The organism is Streptomyces sp. NPDC002867 (assembly GCF_053591895.1).
Window position 1 is genome coordinate 12,985 of record NZ_JBSFUR010000002.1, and the last position, 16,183, is coordinate 29,167.

At 72.2% G+C, this 16,183-nt stretch carries 18 protein-coding genes and 1 tRNA gene; 12 read left to right on the forward strand and 7 right to left on the reverse strand.

The features are described 5' to 3' along the window. Positions 1-10 precede the first annotated feature (10 nt). Positions 11-637, forward strand: a complete 627-nt coding sequence (locus ACWD0A_RS01595; protein ID WP_451293583.1) for a LytR C-terminal domain-containing protein — start codon at positions 11-13, stop codon at positions 635-637. Between the two features lie 38 nt (positions 638-675). Here ACWD0A_RS01595 and upp read toward each other — a convergent pair whose 3' ends face one another. Continuing rightward, a complete protein-coding gene (gene upp / locus ACWD0A_RS01600; RefSeq protein ID WP_177153687.1) occupies positions 676-1,311 on the reverse strand; it encodes a uracil phosphoribosyltransferase in 636 nt (211 codons plus the stop codon). Between the two features lie 114 nt (positions 1,312-1,425). On the opposite strand from upp, the gene ACWD0A_RS01605 reads away from it, so the two are divergent. From ACWD0A_RS01605 to ACWD0A_RS01645, 9 genes are all read left to right on the forward strand, one after another. Then, a complete protein-coding gene (locus tag ACWD0A_RS01605) occupies positions 1,426-1,608 on the forward strand; it encodes a hypothetical protein (RefSeq protein WP_307714646.1) in 183 nt (60 codons plus the stop codon). Between the two features lie 161 nt (positions 1,609-1,769). Continuing rightward, the gene (locus ACWD0A_RS01610; protein ID WP_451293586.1) at positions 1,770-2,312 is read left to right on the forward strand and encodes a tRNA adenosine deaminase-associated protein; all 543 of its coding nucleotides are present in this window, start codon (positions 1,770-1,772) and stop codon (positions 2,310-2,312) included. Positions 2,313-2,319: 7 nt separating this feature from the next. Further along, positions 2,320-2,811, forward strand: a complete 492-nt coding sequence (gene tadA, locus ACWD0A_RS01615) for a tRNA adenosine(34) deaminase TadA (protein WP_307714644.1) — start codon at positions 2,320-2,322, stop codon at positions 2,809-2,811. Positions 2,812-2,890: 79 nt separating this feature from the next. Further along, a tRNA-Ser gene (locus tag ACWD0A_RS01620) sits at positions 2,891-2,975 on the forward strand. A 163-nt stretch (positions 2,976-3,138) separates the two neighbouring features. Further along, positions 3,139-3,300 (forward strand): hypothetical protein, encoded by a 162-nt coding sequence (locus ACWD0A_RS01625; RefSeq protein WP_215186683.1) that lies wholly within the window; start codon positions 3,139-3,141, stop codon positions 3,298-3,300. Positions 3,301-3,351: 51 nt separating this feature from the next. After that, positions 3,352-3,645: a Dabb family protein gene (locus tag ACWD0A_RS01630; RefSeq protein ID WP_451293589.1), complete on the forward strand. Its 294-nt coding sequence runs from the start codon at positions 3,352-3,354 to the stop codon at positions 3,643-3,645. Positions 3,646-3,833: 188 nt separating this feature from the next. Further along, a complete protein-coding gene (locus tag ACWD0A_RS01635; protein ID WP_177153693.1) occupies positions 3,834-4,679 on the forward strand; it encodes an RNA polymerase sigma factor SigF in 846 nt (281 codons plus the stop codon). Between the two features lie 234 nt (positions 4,680-4,913). Next, on the forward strand, positions 4,914-5,771 hold the full coding sequence (locus ACWD0A_RS01640; protein WP_307714640.1) for an RNA polymerase sigma factor SigF: 858 nt from the start codon (positions 4,914-4,916) through the stop codon (positions 5,769-5,771). Positions 5,772-5,831: 60 nt separating this feature from the next. Then, a complete protein-coding gene (locus ACWD0A_RS01645) occupies positions 5,832-6,551 on the forward strand; it encodes a hypothetical protein (protein ID WP_451293591.1) in 720 nt (239 codons plus the stop codon). A 16-nt stretch (positions 6,552-6,567) separates the two neighbouring features. On the opposite strand, the gene ACWD0A_RS01650 is transcribed toward ACWD0A_RS01645, so the two are convergent. After that, complete coding sequence (locus ACWD0A_RS01650; protein WP_451293593.1) at positions 6,568-6,786, reverse strand: hypothetical protein; 219 nt, start codon at positions 6,784-6,786, stop codon at positions 6,568-6,570. Between the two features lie 203 nt (positions 6,787-6,989). Between ACWD0A_RS01650 and ACWD0A_RS01655 the strand changes: the two genes are divergently transcribed. Beyond that, a complete protein-coding gene (locus ACWD0A_RS01655; protein ID WP_451293595.1) occupies positions 6,990-7,454 on the forward strand; it encodes a MarR family winged helix-turn-helix transcriptional regulator in 465 nt (154 codons plus the stop codon). Between the two features lie 8 nt (positions 7,455-7,462). Continuing rightward, positions 7,463-9,148: an MDR family MFS transporter gene (locus tag ACWD0A_RS01660; RefSeq protein ID WP_451293597.1), complete on the forward strand. Its 1,686-nt coding sequence runs from the start codon at positions 7,463-7,465 to the stop codon at positions 9,146-9,148. A 192-nt stretch (positions 9,149-9,340) separates the two neighbouring features. On the opposite strand, the gene ACWD0A_RS01665 is transcribed toward ACWD0A_RS01660, so the two are convergent. Genes ACWD0A_RS01665 through ACWD0A_RS01685 form a run of 5 tightly spaced genes read right to left on the reverse strand, consistent with a single transcriptional unit; the run spans position 9,341 to position 16,111 of the window. After that, positions 9,341-11,452, reverse strand: a complete 2,112-nt coding sequence (locus ACWD0A_RS01665) for an ArnT family glycosyltransferase (RefSeq protein ID WP_451293599.1) — start codon at positions 11,450-11,452, stop codon at positions 9,341-9,343. Further along, the gene (locus ACWD0A_RS01670; protein ID WP_451293601.1) at positions 11,449-12,789 is read right to left on the reverse strand and encodes a glycosyltransferase; all 1,341 of its coding nucleotides are present in this window, start codon (positions 12,787-12,789) and stop codon (positions 11,449-11,451) included. The genes ACWD0A_RS01665 and ACWD0A_RS01670 overlap by 4 nt, the downstream gene beginning before the upstream one ends. A gap of 25 nt (positions 12,790-12,814) precedes the next feature. After that, complete coding sequence (locus tag ACWD0A_RS01675) at positions 12,815-14,434, reverse strand: sensor histidine kinase (protein WP_451293603.1); 1,620 nt, start codon at positions 14,432-14,434, stop codon at positions 12,815-12,817. Next, positions 14,427-15,164 carry a response regulator transcription factor gene (locus ACWD0A_RS01680; protein ID WP_451293605.1) on the reverse strand — a complete coding sequence of 246 codons (738 nt, stop codon included), beginning with the start codon at positions 15,162-15,164 and terminating at the stop codon, positions 14,427-14,429. The genes ACWD0A_RS01675 and ACWD0A_RS01680 overlap by 8 nt, the downstream gene beginning before the upstream one ends. Further along, the gene (locus tag ACWD0A_RS01685) at positions 15,161-16,111 is read right to left on the reverse strand and encodes an amidohydrolase family protein (protein ID WP_451294019.1); all 951 of its coding nucleotides are present in this window, start codon (positions 16,109-16,111) and stop codon (positions 15,161-15,163) included. The genes ACWD0A_RS01680 and ACWD0A_RS01685 overlap by 4 nt, the downstream gene beginning before the upstream one ends. Between the last annotated feature and the right edge of the window lie 72 nt (positions 16,112-16,183).

Sequence of the window (16,183 nt, forward strand, 5' to 3'; positions counted from 1 at the left end):
CGCTGCGCCCATGAGCATGCTCACTCCCCCCGGCATGGGCGGAAAGTACCGCATCACGGGCGACAAATACCCACGTATGCGACGCCGCCGGAACCGCCGCAGAGTCGTCTTTGCGGCGGTGGCCGTGGTGGTGGCCCTCGGGCTGGTCGGCTGGGGCACGGTGCAGCTCGTCGACGCCTTCACCGGCGGAGGCCAGAAATCCACGGCGGGCGTCGCCAAGCGCAAGTGCGAGCCCGTCCCGACCGTCTCCGCGGCGCCCCCGCCGCCGAAGCCGCGCCAGGTCACGGTGAACGTCTACAACGCCACCCCGCGCAGTGGTCTGGCGAAGGCGGCGGCCGACGAGCTGAAGAAGCGCGGCTTCACGATCGGCAAGGTGGGCAACGCGACGCCGGAGTACGACAAGAAGGTCCCCGGCACCGCGGTGCTGCTGGGCGGGCCGACGGCCCACGAGGGCTCTTTCCGGGTCCTGGGCACGCAGCTCGTCGGCACCCAGCTCAAGACCGACACCCGCGAGACGGCGGACATCGACCTGATCATCGGTACGGCCTACAAGGCCCTGGAACCGAAGAAGAACGCGGACGCGGCTCTGGCCGCCATGGCCGAACCCGCGCCCGCGCCCTCAGCCACCTGCCGCTGAATCGGGGCAGGCCGTCCAGCCCGAGGCGAACCGAGCCCTCAGCCGGCAGTCCCGTACATGCGGTCGCCCGCGTCGCCGAGGCCCGGGACGATGTAGCCGTGCTCGTTCAGGCGCTCGTCGACCGAGGCCGTCACCACCGTCACCGGCGTGCCCGCCAGTTCGCGCTCCATCAACTCGACGCCCTCCGGGGCCGCCAGCAGCACGACGGCGGTCACGTCGTCCGCGCCGCGCTTGATCAGCTCCTGGATCGCCGCGACCAGCGTGCCGCCGGTGGCCAGCATCGGGTCGAGCACGTACACCTGGCGGCCGGACAGGTCCTCCGGCATCCGCGTCGCGTACGTCGACGCCTCCAGGGTCTCCTCGTTGCGGATCATCCCCAGGAAACCCACCTCGGCGGTCGGCAGCAGCCGCACCATGCCGTCGAGCATGCCGAGGCCCGCCCGCAGGATCGGCACGACAAGGGGGCGCGGATGCGACAGCTTGACGCCGGTCGTGCCCGTCACCGGGGTCTGGATGTCGACCTGCTCGGTGCGCACGTCCCGGGTGGCCTCGTACGCGAGCAGGGTGACCAGCTCGTCGGCGAGGCGCCGGAAGGTCGGGGAGTCGGTGCGCCGGTCGCGCAGCGTGGTGAGTTTGTGCGCCACCAACGGGTGGTCGACGACGTGGATCCGCATGGCGCCCACACTAGCCCGCACTCGCATCAACAGGGGTATCGGAGGGAAGGTGGTGGGGTACCCCCGGGCCGCAGGCACGAGGGCAAACGGAGCACTCGTGGGGTGGTGTGACCGATGGCGGAGTCCGAGCCGGAGCGCGACGAGGAACCGGAGACCGACGCGGAGCGCCGCAGGCGACGCGCCCAGTTCCTGCGCGAGCTGAACGAGGCGAAGGCACTGCGCGACCGGGTGCAGCCACGACGGGCCCGCGCGGCCCGGATGCGCCAGCAGATGCGTATGCGGACGTTCCGCTGGTGACCTCGCGGGGTTCCCCCGGAGCCGGCCCTCGCGGAACTGGTGGCCGACGCCACGACGGAAGACCTCTCGCAACGCGGATGTTTCTGCCACGATTCCGAGTGGGCGGGGCAGACATCAGCGCACCGCCGGTCGTCACACCTCTGATCAGTGGGAGAGTCACGGTGTACTTCGCCGCACTGCTCGCGCGCACTCATGACGGGTGGGAAGCGAGCGACACAGAGCTCGACGATGTGGAGACGCTGTCGGATCTGACCGACCTGGCCCGCGATGCCTCGGTGGACGAGGACACGGTGCTCCTCTTCATCGAGCAGGAGGACGCCTGGTTCGGCATCGTCCGCGTCGAGGGCGAGGAGGACCCTCGTATCTTCGTCTCGGACGCGGCCGCGGCCGCACGCTCCTCCTATGGGGAGATGCTGACCAACGAACTGCTCGGCGGGGACGATGACGACCCGGCCGACGACCTGGACGCCCTGGACCTCGACGGAACCGAGGACGGGGACACGCAAGCGGACGACGACGAGGACACGGCGGACGGCGGCGCTCTGGAGAGCGGCGACACCGTACCGGCCGGCCCGGTCGGCGACCGCGAGATCCTGATGGACCTCGGACTGTCGGAGAAGGAGCTGCTGGCGCTGGACACAGACGCGCTGCTGGAGATCGCCGAAGCGCTCGGCGCGGGCGAGGTCCTGGAGACCGTGCGCTGACGATCACATGACGGACGATCCGAACGACGACCCCGTACGCGACCCCTGGCAGGCGCCCATGCGTCTGGCGATCGAGGAGGCCGAGCGCGCGGCGCGGGCCGGTGACGTGCCGGTCGGCGCCGTCGTGCTCGCCGCGGACGGCACGGTTCTGGCCACGGGCCACAACGAACGCGAGGCGACGGGCGATCCGACGGCCCACGCCGAGGTGCTCGCGATCCGCCGTGCGGCCGCCCGTCTCGGCGAGTGGCGGCTCACCGGCTGCACGATCGTCGTGACGCTGGAGCCGTGCACGATGTGCGCCGGCGCGATCGTGCAGTCCCGTGTGGACCGCGTGGTCTACGGCGCACGCGACGAGAAGGCGGGCGCGGCCGGTTCGCTGTGGGACGTCGTACGGGACCGCAGGCTCAACCACCGGCCGGAGGTGGTGCTCGGCGTGCTGGAAGGCGCGTGCTCGACCCAGCTGACGACCTTCTTCCGGGACCGTCCCGCCGAACGCTGAGGCCCGGCCGGCGCCATCGGCGGGCGCCGTGCGGATACCGATTTCGGCGTACGGGCCACCTTGGGCTAAGCTCTCTCCCGGTAGCGTGTCCGAGCGGCCGAAGGAGCTCGCCTCGAAAGCGAGTGTGGCGCAAGTCACCGAGGGTTCAAATCCCTCCGCTACCGCTCTTGTCGAAGGGCCCCGGTGCAGTCGCACCGGGGCCCTTCGCGCATGGTCCGTGACGCCTTCGTGCATGGTCCGTGACGGGGGTGGCCGGAAAAAGCGGCTCGGTTAGACTCACGCGACGCATGGGCAGGGCAGGGCCGGCAGGGGAGACAGGGGCCGAGGGTGGAAGCGAAGAAGGTCGCTCTTTACATAGTCGTGGTCTTTGTCCTGTACACGATCATCACCTCCCCTGAAAAGGCCGCCGATCTGGTCGGGATAGGGTTCGAGGGCATTTCGGACGCCGCGCAGGGTGTCGGACAGTTCATGACCGAGCTCGTCAACTAGACCGGCAGGCATCCCGTTCAGCCCCATTCCCAGTCCCCCAGGAGTGCCCCCTTGATCCGCCATCTGGTCCTCTTCAAGCTCAACGACGGCGTCGGGCGCGACGAGCCGCGCGTGAGCGCCGGCGCGAAGGCCTTCCAGGAGCTGGACGGGCTCGTCCCGGAGCTGGAGTTCTGGGAGTGCGCCTGGAACATCACCGACCGGCCCATCGCGTACGACTTCGCCATCAACTCCGCCGTGGCCGACGCCGACGCCCTCAAGCGCTACCTCGAGCACCCGGCGCACCAGGCGGCCGCCGCGCAGTGGCGCGAGTTCGCCACCTGGGTGATCGCCGACTACGAGTTCTGAGCACTCCGCACCCCCGGACCCCTCGCCGCCACGGCGAGGGGTTCTTGTGTTTTGCGGCTCATCGGACGCCAATCCGCTGTCAACACGGAGTTATCGGGTGCTTGCACACGGTGGACATGTCTTGTGATGCTATGACCGCTTTTGACGGATGAGTTGACCGAAATCGACCGCAAAGGGGTGGCGTGACCGTGTCGGCCAGTACTGCGCCTCAGGTACCACCCCAGAACGAGCGGCCGGACGAGACCCCCTCCGCCGTCGCGAGGCCTCAGAGCAGGGGCGCCGACACCAGGGCCCTCACCCAGGTCCTCTTCGGCCGCCTCAAGACGCTGGAGCCGGGCACCAAGGAGCACGCCCGGGTGCGCTCGGCACTCATCGAGGCCAACCTTCCGCTGGTGCGCTACGCCGCCGCCCGTTTCCGGTCCCGGAACGAGCCCATGGAGGACGTCGTCCAGGTCGGCACGATCGGGCTGATCAACGCGATCGACCGGTTCGACCCGGACCGGGGCGTGCAGTTCCCGACGTTCGCGATGCCGACGGTCGTCGGTGAGATCAAGCGCTACTTCCGCGACAACGTCCGCACCGTGCACGTGCCGCGCCGGCTCCACGAGCTGTGGGTCCAGGTCAACGGCGCGACGGAGGACCTCACGACGGCCCACGGCCGCTCGCCCACGACCGCGGAGATCGCCGAGCGCCTGAAGATCGGCGAGGACGAGGTGCTCGCCTGCATCGAAGCGGGCCGCTCGTACCACGCCACGTCACTGGAGGCGGCGCAGGAGGGCGACGGGATGCCCGGCCTGCTCGACCGGCTCGGCTACGAGGACCCGGCACTCGCCGGCGTCGAGCACCGCGATCTCGTACGGCACCTGCTCGTCCAGCTCCCCGAGCGCGAGCAGCGCATCCTGATGCTCCGTTACTACAGCAATCTGACACAGTCCCAGATCAGTCAGGAACTGGGCGTCTCGCAGATGCACGTGTCGCGGCTGCTGGCGCGAAGTTTCGCGCGACTTCGATCCGCAAACAGGATCGAAGCGTAAGCAGAACGGGTAGACCCTCTCCGAGTCTCTGAGGGTGCATCAAAAGCCGTACCCCCCTGGTTTCCTGGGCATTTCGACCCGATACTTGTCGACATGTCGCTACAGCGTGTTGCCGACATGTGACATTCTGCGGAAAGCGCGTTTGCCGCAGCCCCGCCGCCGGTATTCAGGTGGAGGCTGCGTTCCTCAGTCGGTCGCGGCCACCGCGACCGTCCGCGACCTCAAGGGGGTGGCATGTCCGCAGAAATGGGCAGCTCGAAGGTGCTCACGCGCGCTCCCGGCGCACCCGCACCCGTCGTGTCCGACAGCTCGGAAGCCATCGACACCCGCACTCTGTCCCGCTCCCTGTTCCTGCGGCTGCGCGCGCTGGACAGCGAGGGCGCGGCCGACGACAGCCCGGAGCGCACCTACGTGCGCGACACCCTCATCGAGCTCAACCTCCCCCTCGTGCGGTACGCGGCGGCCCGCTTCCGCAGCCGCAACGAGCCGATGGAGGACATCGTCCAGGTCGGCACGATCGGGCTGATCAAGGCGATCGACCGGTTCGACTGCGAACGGGGCGTGGAGTTCCCGACGTTCGCGATGCCGACGGTCGTGGGCGAGATCAAGCGCTTCTTCCGGGACACCTCGTGGTCCGTGCGGGTGCCGCGCCGGCTCCAGGAGCTGCGGCTCGCGCTCACCAAGGCCAGTGACGACCTGTCCCAGAAGCTCGACCGCTCCCCGACCGTGCCCGAACTGGCCGCGGTGCTGGGCGTGTCGGAGGAGGACGTGGTCGACGGCCTCGCCGTGGGCAACGCGTACACGGCCTCGTCTCTGGACTCCCCCTCGCCCGAGGACGACGGCGGCGAGGGCTCCCTCGCGGACCGTCTCGGCTACGAGGACAGTGCGCTGGAGGGCGTCGAGTACCGCGAGTCGCTCAAGCCGCTCCTGGCCAAACTGCCGCCCAGAGAGCGGCAGATCATCATGCTCCGCTTCTTCGCCAACATGACGCAGTCGCAGATCGGCGAGGAGGTCGGCATCTCGCAGATGCACGTCTCCCGGCTGCTGACGCGCACGCTGGCGCAGCTACGGGAGGGACTGATCGCGGACTGAGTCCATGCCGAGTCGGCTCGGGCTCTTCTGCATTGACGGTCCGTCAGCGACACTGCCGCCATGCGGCGACGACGGCGGACCGGGATCGTGGCGGTGGCGCTCTGCCTCGGCGGGGCGTTGACCGCGTGTTCGGGCAGCGACGACGGGCGGATACCGCTCGGGGCGGCGGGCGCCGGTCCGGCGCCGACGGGCGCGGTCCCGCCCAAGGGCGGCGTCGTGCTGGTAGCCCTGGACGAACCGGACGCGTCCGGGCCGCCGCGCACACCTGCCGGCCGTGCCATCCCCGTCCCACCGCTGCCCGACGGGCCGTCCCGGGACGAGGCGCCCCCGGCCGCCGAGCAGCCTGGCACGGGTACGGGCGACTCGGCGGACGCGCCCGTGCCGAGCACTCCGGGCGGCCCGCCGCCCCGGCCGCCGTCCCCTGCGCCGGCGCCCGAGCCGCCGCCGTCCGGCAGCCCCGCACCTCCTGCGGGCCCGGCGCTGCTCCAGCTCACCGAACCGGTCCGCGAGGCGCTGGACGAGCGCTGGTGCGAGCGGGTCACCGTGGAGTTCCGCAACACGGGCGGGAAAGCGGCGACTTCGGGAACGGTCACGTTCGCCACGCATGTCATCGGCGTGCTCGGTATCGACTGGGCCACCATCGAGACGGCCCAGCCGCTGCCCGCGCCGATCGGCCCCGGAGCCGTACGGAAGAAGGCGTTCACGGTGTGCGTGGAGGCATGGCGGGTGCCGCTCGGCATGCACATCGAGACGCGGGACGTCACGGCCGAGTGGACGTGAGCCCCCGCCGTACCGGTCAGCCGAGGGCGAGCCAGGCCACCGCGCCGAGGACGACGACGGCGGCGATCACGCCGACGATCAGACCGACCCGCGAGGACGACGACTGCGCGGGGGCCGCCGCGCGGCCCTGCGGGGCGCCCTCGTCGACGAACGCGCGGAACATCTGCGTGCTGCCCGCGGGGTCGTAGTTACCCTCGGGGCCCTGGCCTTGGGGAGCATGGGGGTTGTGTGCCATGGGGCAGGACCCTAGCGAACCGCGGTGTCCGGCCCAACCCCGGGCGACCGCCCGACGCGGATTCCGGGCGTGATGACCGCCGCATGGCGCTGCACATGCAAAGCCTTTTGGGTTCCTTTACCCGCCCCGCCCCCTTTTCGTTTGCCTGTAGCAACCAATGGATTCTATCGTTGCCCTAAGCAACGAGATGCTCGGGAGGACCCATGGCGGAGCGGAGTCGGTTCGAGGAGCTGGCCCGGCAGATCAGCGCCATGGGCGCCGTGAAGCGGAGCCTCGCGCGGGTGCTGCCCCTCGAGTGCCCCTCCGGGTCCGCAGCCGTTCTGTCCCTCGTCGGGCGGTACGGAGAGATGCGGATGAGCCGCCTCGCCGAACTGCTCGCCGTGGACATGTCGGTGACCAGCCGGCACGTGGCGCATGTGGTGGAGCGCGGGTGGATGGAGCGTTCGCCCGACCCGGACGACCGGCGCTCGCGCATCCTGCGGCTCACCCCGGCGGGGGCGGACCTGCTCGACGACCTCGGCCGTCGGACGACGGACATGTTCGCCTACTACCTGAAGGACTGGTCCGACGACGACGTCGGGCAGCTGAACGCGATGCTGGCCCGCCTCCGGGAATCCGTCGGGGACTGCCGGGCCCATGCCACCCGTACACCCGCACAGACGACGTAAGGAAGTTCATGGCTACGACCACACCGACCGGTGTGCGGGGCGGCCACGCCGAACACGGGGGCGGGCACGCCCCCGACGGCGGCACGCCGATGACACACCGGCAGATCATGGAGGCGCTGTCCGGGCTGCTGCTCGGCATGTTCGTCGCGATCCTCTCGTCGACGATCGTCTCCAATGCGCTGCCGGAGATCATCAGCGATCTCGGCGGCGGTCAGAGCGCCTACACCTGGGTCGTGACCGCCTCGCTGCTGGCGATGACGGCGACCACTCCCCTGTGGGGCAAGCTCGCGGACCTGTTCTCCAAGAAGCTGCTCGTCCAGATATCGCTGATCATCTACGTCCTGGGCTCGGTGGTCGCCGGCCTGTCGCAGAACGCGGGCATGCTGATCGCCTGCCGCGTGGTCCAGGGCATCGGCGTCGGCGGCCTGTCCGCCCTCGCCCAGATCGTGATGGCCGCGATGATCTCCCCGCGCGAGCGCGGCCGCTACAGCGGCTACCTCGGCGCCACGTTCGCCGTCGCTACCGTCGGCGGCCCGCTGCTCGGCGGCATCATCACCGACACCGACTGGCTCGGCTGGCGCTGGTGCTTCTACGTCGGCGTGCCGTTCGCGGTCATCGCCCTGATCGTCCTGCAGAAGACCCTCAAGCTCCCGGTGGTGAAGGGCGAGGTCAAGGTCGACTGGTCGGGCGCGTTCCTCATCAGCGCCGCCGTCTCGCTGCTGCTGGTCTGGGTCACCTTCGCGGGCGACAAGTACGACTGGATGTCCTGGCAGACGTACGCGATGGTCGGCGGTTCCGTCGCCCTCGGCGCGCTGTTCCTCCTCGTCGAGTCCAGGGCGAGCGACCCGATCGTCCCGCTGCGGCTGTTCCGCAACCGCACCATCACGCTCGCCTCGCTCGCCTCGCTCTTCGTCGGTGTCGCGATGTTCGCCGGCACGGTCTTCTTCAGCCAGTACTTCCAGCTGGCGCGGGACAAGTCGCCGACGATGTCCGGCGTCATGACGATCCCGATGATCGGCGGCCTGTTCCTCTCCTCCACGGTGAGCGGCCAGATCATCACCAGGACGGGCCGCTGGAAGGCATGGCTCGTCAGCGGCGGTGTGCTGGTGACCGCGGGCCTCGGCCTGCTGGGCACCATCCGCCACGACACGGACTACTGGCAGATCGCGCTCTTCATGGCGGTCCTGGGCCTCGGCCTCGGCATGATGATGCAGAACCTGGTTTTGTGCACGCAGAACCAGGTCGCCCCCTCGGACCTGGGCGCGGCCAGCTCGGTCGTCACCTTCTTCCGCTCCCTCGGCGGCGCGATCGGCGTCTCGGCGCTCGGCGCGGTCATGGCCAACCGGGTCACCCACTACGTCAAGGACGGGCTCGCCGAACTCGGCCCGCAGGGCGCGGCGGCGGGCCACGGCGGCACGGCCGGCGGCTCCATCCCCGACCTGGACGCGCTGCCCGGCCCCATCCGCACGGTGATGGAGACGGCGTACGGACACGGTGTCGCGGACGTCTTCCTCTACTCCGCGCCGTTCGCCCTGGTCGCCTTCCTCGTGACCCTGTTCATCAAGGAGGTCGCCCTGAAGAGCAACGCCACGGAGGAGGGCGCCGCACCCAAGGCCGCCCTGGCCGAGGCGCCCTCGACGCCGGCGAGTACACGGTCGTCGCGACCGGATACCCGCCCGTCGCGGGCGCGCTGACCCTGGCCGGGCCCGGGGTCGACGGCCACGACATCGAACTCGCCCACCCGGGCGAGTAGTCGGCCTCCCGGTCGCTCCTCGAGCGGAGAGGCGACCGGGACGGGGCGGCAGGCAGGGGACGGCCTGCCGCCCCCTGCAGTTGTGCGAGGAGAGAGAAACGGGATGGGACTGCACGCGCCTCCATTCGCAGCGCTACGAGGCCGCCGTCAGGTCGTAGAGGGTCGTGCCTCCCACGGTGACCTCGGTGAAGTTCTCCTCGACCCATGCGGTGATCTGTGCGGCGGCGCCTCCGCCCGGCCCGTTGCGCATGCCGTCGCCCGCGGAGACGAACCAGTGGATCCGGCCGTCGGCGACGTACTGCTTGAACTGCGCGAGGGTCGGGGAGGGGTCGCTGCCGTTGAAGCCGCCGATCGCCATCACCGGCTCGCCGGTGGCGAGTTGATGGCTCGCGGCGTTCTGGGAACCCACGGCCGCGGCGGCCCAGGTGAAGTCGTCCGCGTCCTGCTCGATCCTGGCCGCGGTCGCGGCGTCGACGGTCGTGCCGCCGAGCAGCCCTCCCAGGCCGCCATCGCCACGGGAGGGGGCGCCGGCGGGCATCTGCCCCCGGCCCTGCGCCGGCCCCTGGGCGCCCCGACCCGGCTGCCCGGGAGGCTGCATCCGGCCGCCCGGCGGGCCGTCGGCCCGGCCGCCCGCCCCACCGTCCGTCTGCCCGCGCGGCGGCGTCCCGGGGCCGCCCCCGCCGCCGGGTCCGCCCGGGCCGCCCCGGCCGCCCGCCACCGCGGGCCCCGCCGTGACGATCGAACCCGCGTGGGCCTCGCCCACGGTCGTGAGCGAGTACGCCGCCGGGCCCGCCAGCGAGACGACGAGACCCAGCCCGGCCGCGGCCAGCGCCGCCCTCCGCCCGGCCCGGACCGCGAACAGCAGCCCCGCCGCGGCCACGAGGCCGCCGATCGCCACCGCCGTACGCAGCCACGGCAGATAGTCGGCGCTCCGGCCCAGCAGGACGTACGACCACCAGGCCGTCAGCGCCACCGTGCCGCCGAGCACCGCCGCCCACCCGGCCCTCGCCCGCTCCTCCCAGAGCATGCTCGCGCCCATGCCGACCAGCGCCGCGATGTACGGCGCGAGCGCCACCGTGTAGTACTCGTGGAAGATCCCCGCCATGAAGCTGAAGACCGCCCCGGTCGTCAGCAGCGAGCCGCCCCACACCAGGAACGCCGCCCTCACCGTGTCCGTGCGGCCGGCGCGACGGGTCAGGACGAGCCCCGCGACCAGCAGCACCAGCGCGGCGGGCAGCAGCCAGGCGATCTGGCCGCCGATGTTCCCGGCGAACAGCCGGTCGACGCCCGTCTCGCCCCAGCCGCCTCCGGCCCGGCCGCCGCCACCGCCGCCACCGCCGCCACCGCCGACGCTGCCGGTCTCGTTGCCGTTGATCCGCCCGAGGCCGTTGTAGCCGAAGGTCAGTTCCAGGAAGCTGTTGGTCTGCGAGCCGCCGATGTACGGACGCGAGGACGCCGGCCACAGTTCGACGACCGCGACCCACCAGCCGCCGCAGACCACGACCGCGAGCCCCGCCAGAGCGAGCTGACCGAGCCTGCGCAGCAGCGTCGTCGGCGCGCACACCGCGTACACCAGCGCCAGCGGCGGCAGGATCAGGAACGCCTGCAGCGTCTTCGTCAGGAACGCGAGCCCCACCGCGACGCCCGCCCACACGAGCCACCTCGTGCGTGCGCCCTCGAGGGCGCGCAGCACGCAGTACACGGTGACCGTCATCAGCAGGGCGAGGAGCGCGTCCGGGTTGTTGAAGCGGAACATCAGCGCGGCGACCGGCGTCAGCGCCAGCACCGCGCCCGCCAGGAGCCCGGCGGCCGGACCGAAGCGCCGCCGGACGGCCGCGTGGAGCACGGCCACGGTCGCGACGCCCATCAGCACCTCGGGCACCAGGATCTGCCAGGAGCCGAGTCCGAAGAGCCGCACGGACAGGGCCATCGGCCACAGGGCGGCCGGGGGCTTGTCGACGGTGATGGAGTTGGCCGCGTCGGACGAGCCGAAGAAGAAGGCCTTCCAGCTCTCGCTGCCGGCCTGGACGGCCGCGGAGTAGAAGGAGTTGGCGTAACCGGACGCGCTCAGGTTCCACAGGTACAGCAGCGCGGTGGCGAGCAGCAGCGCGAGCAGGGCCGGCCGGGCCCAGGGACCGTCCGCCTCCCGGCCGCGCCACAGCCGCGCGAGCGCGCCGCGATGTCCGCGGGCGGGTCCGGCGCCGTCGGCCCCCGCCGCCGCGGCGGAAGGAAGGATCGTGGTCATCGGATGCACCTCATCGAGTCGTCGGGCGTGCCGGGGCGGTCGGGCCCCGCGGGGGCGGCGGGCGTCGCAGGGCCGGCGGCACGTGCGGTGCCGGACCGGTGCCCTTCGGGGAAGACCCAGGCGCGGAACAGCAGGAACCGCAGCACGGTCGCCGCGAGGTTCGCCGCGATCAGGACGGCCGGCTCCGTGCCGTGGGAGGGGCTGCCCGCCGCCGCGTCGAGGGCGGCGAGCGAGCCGCTGGTCAGCGCGAGTCCGATGCCGAACACGACCAGTCCCTGCGCCTGGTGGCGTACGACGCGGTCGCGGCCCCGGACCCCGAAGGTGAGCCGGCGGTTCGCGGCCGTGTTCGCGACGGCGGAGAGCAGCAGGGCGGCCGCGTTCGCGGCCTGGGGGCCCGTACCGGCACGGAAGAGGGAGTACAGCAGCAGGTAGAGCAGCGTGGAGAACGCGCCCACCGCGAGGAAGCCCACCAGTTGACGGGTCAGTCCGCCGGGCACCCCGGCCAGCCGCCGGTCGCGCGGGTCGTCGCCGAAGGGCCGCGCCAGCCGGTCGAGCGGCAGCGCGCCGACGGCCAGCGCGCGGCCCACCCGCCAGACGCCCTTCAGGTCCTCGACGGCCGTACGGACGATGTGCACGGTCGAGTCCGGGTCGTCGACCCAGTCGACGGGCACCTCGTGGATGCGCAGCCCCGCCCGCTCCGCGAGCACCAGCAGCTCGGTGTCGAAGAACCAGCCGGTGTCCTCGACCATCGGCAGCAGCCGCTCGGCGACGTCCCGGCGGATCGCCTTGAACCCGCACTGGGCGTCCGAGAAGCGCGCCGCCAGCGAGGACTTGAGGATCAGGTTGTAGGCCCGCGAGACGATCTCCCGCTTCGGGCCGCGCACCACCCGGGAGCAGCGGGCCAGCCGGGACCCGATGGCCAGGTCCGAATGGCCGGAGATCAGCGGAGCGACCAGCGGCAGCAGCGCGTTGAGGTCGGTGGACAGGTCGACGTCCATGTAGGCGAGCACAGGCGCGTCCGAGTGCGACCAGACCGTGCGCAGCGCCCGCCCCCGCCCCTTCTCCTCCAGCCGGTGCGCCCGCACCTCGGGGATGCGGGCGGCCAGGCCCGCGGCGATCCCGGGCGTGCGGTCGGTGCTCGCGTTGTCGGCGACGGTGATCCGGAAGCCGTACGGGAAGGTCCGCGCGAGGTGCTCGTGCAGCCGCAGCACGCACCGTTCGAGATCGGCCTCCTCGTTGTAGACCGGGACCACGACGTCGAGTACGGGCGGACCGGCCGGGCCCGCGAGCAGGTGCTCACGGGCCGGAAGGGTCCCGCCTGGGGTGTCGGTTCGCATACGGCGACCCTCGGCGGGGGCGCTGTCACGGCTGTGTGATCAGCCTGTGGCCCGCCTGTGAGTCCTGCGGGGCCTCCTCCGCCGGGCCCGCCCCGGCCCGCGCGGGCGGCAGCGCGACCGTGAACACGGTGCGGCCGGGGACGGACCGCACGCCCACCGTGCCACCGTGCGCGGTGACGACGGCGTGCGCGATGGCCAGCCCGAGCCCGGTGCCGCCCGCCTGCCGCGAACGGGAGGCGTCGCCGCGCGCGAAGCGCTCGAAGACGGACCGCTGGAACTCCTCGGGGATGCCGGGGCCGTCGTCCTCGATCTCCAGCAGCACGGGCCCTGCGGGCGGGTCCCCGGCACGCACCCGGGCCGTGACGGTGGTGCCGGGAGGGGTATGCGTACGGGCGTTGGCGAGCAGGTTCACCAGGACCTGGTGAAGCCTTTCCCGGTCCGCCCGTACGGTCACCGGTTCGGCCGGCAGCTCCAGCCGCCACGTGTGGTCGGGGCCCGTGGCGCGGGCGTCCGAGACGGCGTCCACGACCAGCGGCGGCAGATCCGTGCTCTCGTACGCGAGCGGGCGTCCCGCGTCCAGCCGGGCGAGCAGCAGCAGATCCTCCACCAGGCCCGTCATCCGCACGGCCTCGGACTCGATCCTGCTGAGCGCGTGCCGGGTGTCCGGCGGGACGGCGTCCCTCCCTCCGGGCCTTCCGCCTGGGGGTGCCTCCGCCTCGTTCCGCTCCCGGCCGCGCCGCGTCAGCTCCGCGTAGCCGCGGATCGAGGCGAGCGGCGTGCGCAGTTCGTGGCCGGCGTCCGCGACGAACCGCCGCACCCGCGTCTCGCTCTCCTGCCGTGCGCTCAGTGCCGAACCGACGTGTCCCAGCAGCGTGTTGAGCGCCGCCCCGACCTGTCCGACCTCCGTGCGCGGATCGGCCTCGGCGTCCGGCACCCGCTCGTGCAGCGCCACCTCCCCGCTGTGCAGCGGAAGTTCGCAGACACGCCGCGCCGTCGCCGCCACCCGCCGCAGCGGGCGCAGTGCCACGCCGACCATGGAGGCGCCCGCGATACCCGCGGCGACCAGTCCCGCACCGGTGACGCAGACCTCGACCAGGATCAGCGTCCGCAGCGCGTCCTCCACGTCGCGTGTCGGGACCCCGACCAGGAACTTGCCGCGGACGCCGTCGGCGTACTCGACCCGGTAGCCGCCGCGGTCCGGCAGCTCGACCGTGTGCGGCTCGCCGTCCCGCGCCACGGAGGCGAGCGCGTCGCGCTGCGCCGCGGTGAGCGGGTCCTCGGTGGGCCCGAGCCCGTCCGGCTCGCTCTGCCTGCTCGCGACGGCCACGGTGACCGTCCCGTCGTCGCCGACCAGCGCACCGACCGTGCCCACGGGAGCGCCGCCGCCCGTGACGAAGCCCAGCGGCGTCTTGCGGGGCAGATCGCCCGGCGGCCGCTCGCCGTCCGGGAGCGGGGGGCCGGTGGCCCGCATCGCCACCGCGCCGAGCTGCGCGTCCAGCTGCCCGTACAGGTAGGTGCGGAACGCGACGGTCGTGACCGTCCCGATCACCGCGCACACCACGGCGATCAGCAGCACGGCCGAGACCACCAGCCGGGTCCGCAGCGACCACGGCCGCCCGCGCCCGCCCGCCGTCACCTCACTCACCGGGCTTGATCAGGTACCCCGCCCCGCGCCGGGTGTGGATCATCGGCGACCGCCCCGCGTCGATCTTCCTGCGGAGGTACGAGATGTACAGCTCGACGACGTTGGCCTGGCCGCCGAAGTCGTAGTTCCACACCCGGTCCAGGATCTGCGCCTTGCTCAGCACCCGGCGGGGATTGCGCATGAGGTAGCGGAGCAGCTCGAACTCGGTCGCCGTGAGACGGATCGACTGCCCGCCGCGCGTCACCTCGTGGCTGTCCTCGTCGAGCACGAGGTCGCCGACGACGAGCAGCGACTCGCTGCGCACGGCCGCCGCCCTCGACCTCCGGATCAGGCCGCGCAGCCGGGCCACGACCTCCTCCAGCGAGAACGGCTTGGTCACGTAGTCGTCGCCGCCGGCCGTCAGCCCCGCGATCCGGTCCTCGACCGCGTCCTTCGCGGTGAGGAAGAGCACGGGCACGTCGGGCACTTCGCGGCGCAGCCGGCCGAGGACGGCGAGGCCGCCCATGTCCGGCAGCATCACGTCCAGCACGACGGCGTCCGGCCGGAACTCGCGCGCCGAGCGCAGCGCGCCCGCGCCGTCGCCCGCGCTGCGCACCTCCCACCCCTCGTACCGCAGGGCCATCGACAACAGCTCGCTCAGCGGCGCCTCGTCGTCCACGACGAGCACCCGTACGGGACCGCCGTCGGGCCTGAGCAGTTCGGTGCGCCCCAGGGGCGAGGTAGTGGTCATGCTCGCCACCCTGGGGGCCCGCCCTGAGAGCCTTCTTGCCCGACCCTGTGAATTCCCTGAGAAAGCCGGACCGGCGCGAGGAGCCGGGCGCCGTTGTCGTGGCAGACGGCCCGCAGCCAGTCGTCCCCGAGTTCCAGCCGTTCGAGGGCGCGCAGCTGATGGACGTACGGGTACGGGATGTTCGGGAAGTCCGTCCCCAGCACGACCCGGTCCCCGAGGCCGGCGAGCCGCCCGCGCTCCCGCACCGGGAACGGCACGGTGGCCTCGCTGAAGTCCGTGAACGCCATTGTCGTGTCGAGGTGCACGTGCGGGTACCGCTCGGCGAGGCCGAGGAAGTCGGTGTACTCCGGCATGCCCATGTGCGCGACGACCAGCCGCAGCCGCGGATGACGCGCGAGCAGCCGTGCCACCGGTTCCGGCCCGGTGTGCTTGCCGGGCGCGGGCCCCGAGCCGCAGTGCATCACGACCGGCACCCCGGCCTCGGCGAGCAGTCCCCACGCGGGATCGAGCAGCCGATCGCCGGGATCGTACGCGCCGACCTGCACATGCGCCTTGAACACGCGCGCCCCGCCCTCGACCGCGTCCCGTACGTACGCGGCCACGCCCGGCTCGGGGAACAGGGTCGCCGTGTGGGCGCAGTCCGGTGTGCGCGCCGCGAAGCCGGCCGACCAGCCGTTGAGCCAGGCGGCCATGCCCGGCTTGTGCGGGTAGAGCATGGAGGTGAAGGTCCGCACCCCGAACGCCCGCAGCAGTTCGACGCGTTCGTCCTCGGCGCGCCGGTAGGTGATGGGCCACTCCCGGCCGGTCAGCGGTCCCGCGGAGTCGAAGTACGCCCACACCTTGCGCAGGACGCGCTCGGGCATGAAGTGCGTGTGGACGTCGACGAGCCCCGGCAGCCCGAGCCGCCCCCAGAACTCCCGTACCTCCGCGGCCTCGCCCTCGTTCACGCCGTAGCTCCGCTCCACCTCGGCGACGTGCACGCCGTAGCTCTCGTCCCACTCGTCCCGGCCGCGCCGCCG